This is a genomic window from Candidatus Bathycorpusculum sp. (assembly GCF_009778815.1).
GTDB lineage: Archaea > Thermoproteota > Bathyarchaeia > Bathyarchaeales > Bathycorpusculaceae > Bathycorpusculum > Bathycorpusculum hydrogenotrophicum.
In genome coordinates, this window is record NZ_WRFL01000097.1 from 1 (window position 1) to 6,122 (window position 6,122).

Here is a 6,122-nt window from a genome sequence, read left to right on the forward strand (position 1 = left end):
AAACAATATCAGAAATACACACCTTTGGCTTAGCAGAAACAAACACATGCACATGATCCCCATCATGCACCTAGCAGTCAACAACTGGCAGTCATGGTTCTCAGCAATCGTTTTAAGTACTTCTAGCAGCCTAACCTCAACTGAGCCTACCAAAACCTTGCGTCGGTATTTAGCGGCCCAGATAAGGTGGTAATTGGCTTGGAAAGCACAAAACCGAGCCTTCTCCAATCCATCACCCCTTTATCCAATGGTGACAAAAACTACGACTTAAAGCGCTAATAGACCTGACACATTCATCCTGCCGCTACCGCGGCAGGTATTCTGCTAGGTTTTTTATAAACGACCACATCTCGTCCATCACTGCACGCTCAACCTCAACTTGATTTGAGGACAGGATTTTGATCACTAAGTTTTGGTTTGTTAGGCTACGTATGTAGTTATAGTTTATTTGCCAGATCCAGTTTTTTGTTTTTTTAAAATAGCTGTTACACTATATTTAGATATGCCCAAAATGCGTCCTGTGGCACGGTTCCAGTGCCATTTACCGTCATCTTTAAAACTTGTTGACGAACTTCGGGCAGGTAAGCTTTGTGGGTATATTGTTATATAAAGTTTCGACGCACACATTCGGAATTATTGCAATTGTATACTTATTTACCCGTTTTATATGACCATTTTTTGATATTTTATCACTGCCACAAAAAGGACATCTAACCATAACAACTTTAGACACCATTCTTCTATCAACCCGGCCATAACAAACATGACCCCCATACATTAAAATACTTTATTACACCACCATAACTATCAAAGGGGTTGGTTAAAACAGCTGGCTCTGCTGATTTCACATGTCCTGCTGGGTTTGGGTTTTGTGTTCTGCAACAGCGGGGCCGAGTTTTTGAGTTCTATGGGTGTTCAGATATTGGACAACCTGCTGGGGATTGGTTCTATGGTATGGGTACAGAATAAACCATAAATGGGTTAAATACGTATGTTTGCGTGGTGACGTATATGAATCTGAAAGTGTTTGTTGTAGTTTTAGTGGCGGCATGTTTTGCTGCCGGCTTGGCAGGTGTCTGTCTTGGTGTATCCTACTACGTTACCCAGACCCTCACAGAAGACACCGTTCCCGAGACTGCTCCCGCTACGGATTCGGTGGTTCAGATGCCACCAAACCAGCCCACCCAACAAACCAATCCTCCAACCCAAACAACACCCCAGTCCACACCCTAAGGAGAAACCGTTACCATTCATACCTACATTTTCATCCGATAGTATTAACTAAATGATATTATTGTTTTGAATGTATTGTTGACTTAGAATTTAGCACACAAGATCATAGTTCAGGTTAATCATTTGCAAAGAACAAAAGATAGCACATTTTTTCTTCTTAATCGTGCAAACCAATGCTGTTGCCTAAAATTTTCCTGCTTCACCCCTTGTGTCTGAGCCCTGTTTGAACCAATACGTATGTGCAATAAGCTCTGCATAAGCCGCCCAATGATCAGCAACAAAATGTACTTTCACATTTCATCAGTAAAGCCTACCAGCATCCGCTGAAGAGTTCAGCTATCCCGACCTCCACATTCTCAGTCAAGGAGCTGACGGATAGAGTGACAATATGTCTTCCAAATTCAAAACGTGTTTTTTCATCCTCAAATAATGCCAAACCTCATCTAACTCTACCACTACGGCAGAGTTAGTTTGGGGCTGGGGTTTCTCATAGTTCTCAATAGCATATAGATGAACCCATTTTATAACGGTTGTAACAGTTACACTTAGTAATCGTGCAATGGTGCGCAGAGATAGCCCATTTATGTAAAGTATTATGGCAGTTAGTTTTTCAGTTTCAGTTTTCCCATACTGTCTTGTGGGTACGAAGAGAGTGTTAACTAAGTAACGTTTTTATGTTGGGGTGTGTTATGATGTACTGGTTTTGTTATGTTTTGTACAAAGTGCGGTAGTGAGAGCGTCTTAAAGTCTGGTTTTGTTAAAAGCGAGCAACGTTACCGATGCAAAGCATGTGGAAGACAATTTGTACCCACAAGGCACCATGGAAAAAGTGAAACCAAAAAACTAACAGCCATCCTACTATACATAAACGGACTATCCCTGCGCACCATAGCACGACTAATACATGTAACCGCAACAGCAGTTCTAAAATGGGTCAGACAATACGCCCTTTTAAACTATGAAAAACCAAAACCCCAACAAACCACATCTGCAGCAATAGAGTTAGATGAGGTGTGGCATTATTTGAAGTCAAAAAAAACAAGCTTTGGATTTGGAAAGCATATTGTCGCACTACCAATCAGCTCCTTGACTGGGAGTGGGGGAATCGAGATAGCAAAACACTTCAGCGGATGCTGGATAGGTTACGACAATGGAATGTAGCAGTGTTTTTTGCTGATCATTGGGAAGCTTATGCTGAGCTTATTCCCCAAGAATTGCTTACCCAAACAAAGGCAGAGACACATGGGGTGGAGAGAGACAATTTTAGGCAAAGACATTGGTTTGCACGGTTCCGTAGAAAGACTTGTGTTGTTTCTCGCTCACAACAAATGGTTGATCTAACAATGTCATTGTATGCTAAATTCTGGGTCAACAGCACATTCAGCGCAAAAACATTATTTAGTTAACACTCTCGGTATGAATTGTCTGCCGCACAATTTCCTAAATTCCCAAGGTTTTGGGCACTACAATGTCTAGCTTTTTACAGATTTCTTTCTGCTCTCTGGTCGGCTCACAGACGATTATTTCCTTTTCGTAAACTTTACACTTGAGATTTCGCATACTAAATAACACTTCCTCAACCGAGAACTCATTACCCAGCACCTTTTTAAGATGCGCAAAAACAATCAAAGACAAAAACTGCAAAAACAAAAACCCCCGAACCGACTCCTCCCGATGCACCCGCAAAGGCAAAAACCCCACATCATCACAAGCAAACCCAAACAACACCTCCGCACGCTGCCGCAAATAATAAGTCGGCACCACATCCGCTAAGGGAATCTCAAAAGAAGAAACCAAAATCATTACTCCACACCGCAGAAACAGATACTCCAAATCTGGTCGTTTAACTTTCTCATCTGCAGTCTGCAAAATCAAACGTTTCGTCTCACGGCCTTTGCGCTCAGGATCCAACACCACATACGCAAAAACTTCTCGGCCAAACAACTCGACCCTTTTCTGCAAAATAAATAACCCCCGCTTCCTATACACCACCACATTACAAGACGACTCCAATCCCCTCACCTCAGTCTCCACAAGCTCTCTATACAGAGACGTTGACGCCGGCAACTAGTCAAAAAAGAAATCCCTTTGTCATAGAGATCCAAAATATTGAGTTTAGAAAAGAATCCCGCATCGACACACAAAAAATAACTCTCCACCCCATACTGTGCCAACTCCTTAGTTGTGTTGCAAAGCGAGGAAACATCGACAATATTGCCCGGCAGGACCCTAAAATAGAGTGGCAGGGTGGTTTCTTTGTTGACGACCAGTAGAAAGCGGATTTGCTTGTCTATTTCTTCTCCGCTTCGACCCCAAGATGTGAGAGGTATATGGGTCTGGGTGGGAAGAGAGGTAGTAGTGTCTATTATTACGCCGTTTGTGGGTTGTTGTTGGCTGGTTTGGGTTGTTAGGTATTGTTTGAAGAATGTTTGTTGGAGTTGTTCGTCTCCTAGTTCAGTTAGGAATTCGCTTATTCTTTGACTGGTGAGGTTGACTGTTTTGTGGAAGAGTTGTGTGGCGTTGCCTTGGTGCCAGGTGTTGGCGTGTGTCATGGCGCTTGTTTGGCAGAGGCGGTATGTTATGAGGGTGGTTAGGGTGGGGGTTTTTTCTTGGAAGGTGTTTTGGAGTGTTTGGTAGTGGGTTTGTATGAAGGTGTTTAGGAGAAATGAGTCTCCGAAGTCTAGAATTAGTTTTTCGTTTTTTGGCGGGTTTTTTGTTGTTGGTTTTTGGTAGATTTGCTTTTCTTTGTTGATGACTATGCCTAGGTATGTTTTTTGGTGTTTTACTTGTTTGGTGGTTTTGTCCCTGTAGGAGGTTAGTTGGTAGGCGTATTCTTTGTTTCCTCTTTTTTCGTATCTTATGAAGACCAAATACCACACCTGTGTGGTACTCATATGAGTACCACAAATATTTAGTTTTCATGTTGTTTTAATGGGAAAAATCAACCATTTGTGCTGTAGTGCCCAAGATTTCGGGAATTTAGGAATTTGCATTGAAACGTTGTTCCCCTTTACAAAATCCGAGAGTGGTTACCTAAATATACTTATTGCGGTGTTTTGTAGTTGTTGGAACAAGTTTGTGGTGGTGACAGCGTGCCATATGCGTAACGTTAGGTCTACCCTGGCTTCTTTTTTGGACACAACCTTAGTGCGCCTTGTGAACCTGCCAAGATGATGCCGCGTATTGCTGTTATCATGCTCAATATCGACTGTGTGTGCTTTACCAATAACATGGCGCTTTTTGGGCAATACTTTGGCAAATGCTTCCCAGTCATCAGTGTAAAACACACAGTTTTTTAGATGTTTAACTTTTTGGTGAGCCGTCTAAATGTTTCTGTATCGCGTCTGCCAAGAACCCAGGCAATTGTTCTTCGTGTAGCGCGATCAATTGCTTTAAGCACCCAAAGCTTGTTTTTTTTAAACCCACAAAAGCCGCCACCTCATCAAACTCTATCTCTTTGATGTCTTGGGGCACTTTGGGCTCAGCTAAACTTTTCCCAAACCCGCGGATCCAACGATACACTAAAGAATGATCCACACTCAAAATGCGTCCCATCATGCGATAAGAACCCTTACCCATTGCATACCACAAAATACAGAGAGCTTTCTTCGCTGCTATTTTCTCATCGCTACGATTATCGCCTAAGCGGAAATTACATCCACACCCTTTACAACAAAACCGCTGCCTACCCCCAACTACACCACTCTTAACCGTTTTTTCTAAACCACACTTCTTACAACTTACCCCGACATTTAGATCCATTTCATTCACTATAGGTAACAAACATCAACAAGATATATTTAAGTCACCACTCTCAAAATCCGATTTGAATACAACCCCGTTTCCACATTTCATACAAAACATAACAAAACAAATCCATACAACACACTCCAACACAAAAACATCACTTAGTTAACACTCTTCAATAAAATAATCCAATGTTTGATTTTAGCACTTTTACCACGCAACAACACTTAATAAACTGACAACCACAAGCTCTACACGTATAACGCCATCTACCCTGACGATAAACATTCTTCACCAAACAAGAACACGCACACATCGGACAAACCACAACACCAACACAAAAACACTACACAACCATCCAACAGAAACACTTACAAAAAAAGAAAATTAAGTGCCTAATGCATCAAAAAATTCAAGCAAAAGCTTGGCTACTTTTTCACCTAAATCAGTTTTAAGGTAATATTTCTTTAGAGGATCTATACGCTCACTTCTAGCTAAACCCAAGCGCTCAAATTCATTCATTCGAGCCCTAAATGCACCATCACTTAATGAAAGCCCGTTTTGCCTCAGGAAGTCTTTAGCATATTTCCATCGCCCCTTATCCACATAGAGCAACAACAAACAATCAATGGCATGATCTTTTTCAAGAGCCACTTTAATTGCTGAAAGTCTCGTATCCATTATGATATGCTTTATTTTTTCTTCAACTTCATCACTTTTCATCATAGTTTAACTTTCACGACCTAACTTTTATACTCACATATACGTAACTTCATCCAATAAACAAAAAAAGAAAGAAAGGAGAAGGCGCATGCGCCTTTTTATGATTTCTTAGCTGCTGTTTAGGGGTAGGGTATAGGCGGGGGTATAATTTTTGCCTCGAGGTAAACATCAGGAAGCCTCTCGCCATCAACGACTACATCAGGAAGCCTCTCGCCAGGGTTGACTACATCAGGACACTGCTCACCCTCAACGATTCTATCAGGAAGCCTCTCGCCATCAACGATTCTATCCGCAACCTGCTCACCCTCAACGATTCTATCAGGAAGCCTCTCGCCATCAACGATTCTATCCGCAACCTGCTCACCCTCAACGATTCTATCAGGAAGCCTCTCGCCATCAACGATTCTATCATCAAGCTG

The 6,122-nt window shown here is 41.8% G+C and carries 7 protein-coding genes and 1 pseudogene; 3 read left to right on the forward strand and 5 right to left on the reverse strand.

Annotated elements, in window-relative coordinates; genetic code table 11:
* The 3 genes from FWF39_RS11635 to FWF39_RS11645 form a co-directional block, all read left to right on the forward strand.
* Positions 1 to 193 (forward strand): hypothetical protein (locus FWF39_RS11635; RefSeq protein WP_343383606.1); only part of this gene is annotated, 193 nt, incomplete at its 5' end.
* A gap of 818 nt (positions 194 to 1,011) precedes the next feature.
* On the forward strand, positions 1,012 to 1,233 hold the full coding sequence (locus tag FWF39_RS11640) for a hypothetical protein (protein WP_343383607.1): 222 nt from the start codon (positions 1,012 to 1,014) through the stop codon (positions 1,231 to 1,233).
* Positions 1,234 to 1,941: 708 nt separating this feature from the next.
* Positions 1,942 to 2,394, forward strand: a complete 453-nt coding sequence (locus tag FWF39_RS11645) for a helix-turn-helix domain-containing protein (RefSeq protein WP_343383608.1) — start codon at positions 1,942 to 1,944, stop codon at positions 2,392 to 2,394.
* Between the two features lie 279 nt (positions 2,395 to 2,673).
* Here the strand turns inward: FWF39_RS11645 and FWF39_RS11650 are convergent, their stop codons facing one another.
* The 5 genes and pseudogenes from FWF39_RS11650 to FWF39_RS11670 all read right to left on the reverse strand — a co-directional run.
* Positions 2,674 to 3,246: a hypothetical protein gene (locus FWF39_RS11650; RefSeq protein ID WP_343383609.1), complete on the reverse strand. Its 573-nt coding sequence runs from the start codon at positions 3,244 to 3,246 to the stop codon at positions 2,674 to 2,676.
* 5 nt (positions 3,247 to 3,251) lie between these two features.
* Entirely contained in the window at positions 3,252 to 4,127 is an 876-nt protein-coding gene (locus FWF39_RS11655) for a hypothetical protein (RefSeq protein ID WP_343383610.1), read from the reverse strand.
* Positions 4,128 to 4,536: 409 nt separating this feature from the next.
* A complete protein-coding gene (locus FWF39_RS11660; protein ID WP_343383611.1) occupies positions 4,537 to 4,995 on the reverse strand; it encodes a hypothetical protein in 459 nt (152 codons plus the stop codon).
* A 372-nt stretch (positions 4,996 to 5,367) separates the two neighbouring features.
* Entirely contained in the window at positions 5,368 to 5,706 is a 339-nt protein-coding gene (locus FWF39_RS11665) for a hypothetical protein (RefSeq protein ID WP_343383612.1), read from the reverse strand.
* Positions 5,707 to 5,822: 116 nt separating this feature from the next.
* Positions 5,823 to 6,122 (reverse strand): annotated as a pseudogene (locus FWF39_RS11670) (hypothetical protein); the annotation flags it as partial.

Bases quoted from the DNA above. Each gene is read 5' to 3' on its own strand.
- FWF39_RS11665 (WP_343383612.1), bottom strand. From the start codon at position 5,706: ATGATGAAAAGTGATGAAGTTGAAGAAAAAATAAAGCATATCATAATG.
- FWF39_RS11655 (WP_343383610.1), bottom strand. From the start codon at position 4,127: ATGAGTACCACACAGGTGTGGTATTTGGTCTTCATAAGATACGAAAAA.
- FWF39_RS11645 (WP_343383608.1), top strand. From the start codon at position 1,942: ATGTTTTGTACAAAGTGCGGTAGTGAGAGCGTCTTAAAGTCTGGTTTT.
- FWF39_RS11640 (WP_343383607.1), top strand. From the start codon at position 1,012: ATGAATCTGAAAGTGTTTGTTGTAGTTTTAGTGGCGGCATGTTTTGCT.
- FWF39_RS11660 (WP_343383611.1), bottom strand. From the start codon at position 4,995: ATGGATCTAAATGTCGGGGTAAGTTGTAAGAAGTGTGGTTTAGAAAAA.